This is a genomic window from Micromonospora sp. NPDC047753 (assembly GCF_040642735.1).
GTDB lineage: Bacteria > Actinomycetota > Actinomycetes > Mycobacteriales > Micromonosporaceae > Micromonospora.
In genome coordinates this window covers 1-2,854 of the sequence record NZ_JBEYSL010000684.1, presented here as the reverse complement: position 1 = coordinate 2,854, position 2,854 = coordinate 1, and the positions used below count along the sequence as shown (strand labels likewise).

Below are 2,854 nucleotides of genomic sequence, written 5' to 3'. Positions count from 1 at the left end.
GGTGGTGATCTGCAACGACACGTACGCGGTCATGGCCAGTCGCACCGAGCGGCCGATGGCGTCGAAGTTGGTGGCCTACCACGGGTCGGACACCGCCGCCGAGCTGACAGTGCCGCTGTTGGTCGTCCGGGGCTGACGCCCGAGGGCGGTTCGGCCCGCTGGCCGATGGTGGTGTCGTACCTCCGGGTTAACCTGCCGGGATGGGCCGCAGCCAGTCGTTGCCCCGGGGCGACGATCCGCGCTTCGGGCCGGACGCCGACGACTCCGCCAGCCCGATCCTGCACGTCGACATGGACGCCTTCTTCGCCGCCGTCGAGGTGCGCCGTCGCCCAGAGCTGCGCGGCCGGCCGGTGGTCGTCGGCGGTGTCGGCCCGCGCGGGGTGGTCAGCTCGGCCAGCTACGAGGCCCGCCGGTACGGCGTCCGCAGCGCGATGCCGACCAGTCAGGCCCGGGCCCGCTGCCCCCACGCGGTCTACCTGGCACCGGATTTCTCCGCCTACACGGCCGCCTCCCGGGCCGTCATGCAGATCTTCCGGGACGTCACGCCCCTGGTCGAGCCGCTCTCCCTCGACGAGGCGTTCCTCGACGTGACAGGTGCCCGTCGGCTCTTCGGCTCCCCGGCCACCATCGCTCGGCTGATCCGCCGCCGGGTCGCCGACGAGCAGGCGCTGACCTGCTCGGTCGGGGTGGCGCCGACCAAGTTCGTGGCCAAGCTGGGCTCCACCCGGGCCAAGCCGGACGGCATGCTGGTCGTGCCCCCGGGGCAGGTGCTCGATTTTCTGCACCCGCTGCCGGTGGACGCCCTGTGGGGGGTGGGGGAGCGCGCCGCCGAGGCGCTCCGACGGCTCGGCCTGACCACAGTCGGCGACCTCGCCGAGGCGCCGGTGGGCATGCTCCGCCGAGCCGTCGGTGCCGCCTCGGCGTCGCACCTGCACGAGTTGGCCTGGGGGCGCGACCCGCGCGGGGTCAGCCCCGAGCACGTCGACAAGTCGATCGGCGCCGAGGTGACCTTCGACGTCGACGTGGCCGACCCGTTGGAGATCCGCCGCGCGTTGCTGGCGCTCAGCGCGAAGGTCGGTGTCCGTTTGCGCGGCTCCGGGCAGGTCGGGCGTACCGTCTCACTCAAGGTCCGGCTGGCCGACTTCCGCACCGTCAGCCGGTCTCGCACCCTCGACGTTCCCACCGACACCGCCCGCGAGATGTTCGACACGGTCTGGGCGCTCTACACCGCATTGGACCCGGGCGAGCGGATCCGACTCGTCGGTGTCCGGGTGGAAGGGCTCGCCCCGGCGCAGGGCGCCCCCCGGCAACTCACCCTCGGCGCGCCCGAGCGCGGCTGGCGCGAAGCGGAAGCTGCCGCGGACGCCGCCGCTGCCCGTTTCGGGCGGTCCGTCATAGGTCCGGCCAGTCTGATGGGCGACCGTGATCCCCGTCGAAACGAAAATCCACCCCGCCCATAGGTCGTCCCGCTTTCCGACGCGCGACCCCCCTCGTAGACTTGCGGGTAAGCAGCCGGTTGGCTGCCACGGTCTGACGGCCCGAATGGGCCCGACCAACGTGACCGGGGAGGAGTGCCGTGCCGCTCTCGGAGCACGAGCAGCGGCTGTTCGAGCAGATCGAGCGGTCGCTTGCCGAGGACCCCAAATTCGCCTCGGCCGTGCGCGCCAGCGATCCGCGCTTCCATGCGCGGCGTCGCCTGCTCGTCGCCGCCGGCGTCATCATCGCTGGCTTGGCTCTACTGGTCTATGGCGCGGTGATCAAGACTCCACCACTGGCGGTGGCGGGCTTCGTCGTCATGCTGGCGTCGGCCGCGTTCGCGGTGCAGTCGCACCGGCGGGCGCAGTCACCCGACCTGCACGTGGTGGGCGGCACGACGAGTCGTCGTCGTCCCCGCGGTGGCCGATCCGGTCGCCGGTCGTCAATCCTGGACCGCATGGAGGACAGGTGGCGGCAGCGCCCGGAGGGGCACCGCTGAGCCGGTCCCGCCGCTGAGGCGGACCGTACGCCGCGACGAGCGGTCGCCGGGCACAGCCCCCGGCGACCTCCGTCGTATCCGCACGCCCTCTACCGCTGCCCGCCCCCGCCGGCTCCCTGGCTGGGCCAGCCCCGCCGGCTCCCCGGCTCGCGCCGCGCTGCCGCGCTGGCCGCGCTGCCGCGCTGGCCGCGCTGCCGCGCTGGCCGCGCTGGAGCTGACGCACGATCATGTGATGAGAAGTAGGCGCGGGACGTCCCAGCGACCTACTTCTCATCACCTGATCTTGCTTCTCATCTCCTGATCTTGGAGACGCTGAGCCGGGCGCAGGGATGCCGGGCCGGGCTGGGACGGCGGCGGGTTGGCCGCCGTCCCCTGCCAGGGAACCGGTCCGGTCAGCGAGCTGCCCGGCCGGCCAGCAGCCGTCGGGGGTTCCACCGCAGCAGTCGGTACCGGGCCTGCCCGGTGAGCGCCACCATCCGGCTGGAACTGTCGGCCATCGTGGTGCGCCAGCGCAGCAGCACCGAGGGCGGCAGCACGGCGGCGCGCAGGCGGGTCCGTCGGTCCGCCCGTGTCGCGAGCGCCGCACGGACCGCGCGCAGCGCCGGCAGCAACGGCTCACCGGTCAGCGGGTCCCGCGCGTAGCGGGCCCGCTCCTCCGCCCGGCCGAGCAGCCGCGCCGACCCGATCGCGTCGTCATCGTCGAGGGAGTCCCGGATCAGCCGGTCCGCGGTCGCCCTGGGCGTCTCGGTCGGATCGACCGGGACCCGGAAGTCCACAAGCGTGTCGAGCAGCTCCGCCCAGGCGGCGTGCGCGTCCGCGCGGGCCCGGTTGGCGTCCGCGCTGACCACCACCGGACGTGCCCCCGGCTCGCTGTCGCCG

At 73.7% G+C, this 2,854-nt stretch carries 3 protein-coding genes and 1 pseudogene; 3 read left to right on the top strand and 1 reads right to left on the bottom strand.

The genetic code is table 11. The features are described 5' to 3' along the window. From ABZ749_RS33135 to ABZ749_RS33125, 3 genes and pseudogenes are all read left to right on the top strand, one after another. Positions 1 to 136: pseudogene (locus tag ABZ749_RS33135) on the top strand (alkaline phosphatase family protein); the annotation flags it as partial. A gap of 64 nt (positions 137 to 200) precedes the next feature. Further along, complete coding sequence (locus tag ABZ749_RS33130; protein ID WP_357234869.1) at positions 201 to 1,460, top strand: DNA polymerase IV; 1,260 nt, start codon at positions 201 to 203, stop codon at positions 1,458 to 1,460. Positions 1,461 to 1,576: 116 nt separating this feature from the next. Further along, entirely contained in the window at positions 1,577 to 1,975 is a 399-nt protein-coding gene (locus ABZ749_RS33125; protein WP_030334542.1) for a DUF3040 domain-containing protein, read from the top strand. Between the two features lie 392 nt (positions 1,976 to 2,367). Here ABZ749_RS33125 and ABZ749_RS33120 read toward each other — a convergent pair. After that, positions 2,368 to 2,854, bottom strand: a 487-nt coding sequence (locus ABZ749_RS33120) for a DUF4129 domain-containing protein (RefSeq protein WP_357234866.1), incomplete at its 5' end; no start/stop codon positions are given.

What these genes read in the sequence shown, in the direction of transcription:
- ABZ749_RS33130 (WP_357234869.1), top strand. Translation starts at nt 201, where the DNA reads ATGGGCCGCAGCCAGTCGTTGCCCCGGGGCGACGATCCGCGCTTCGGG.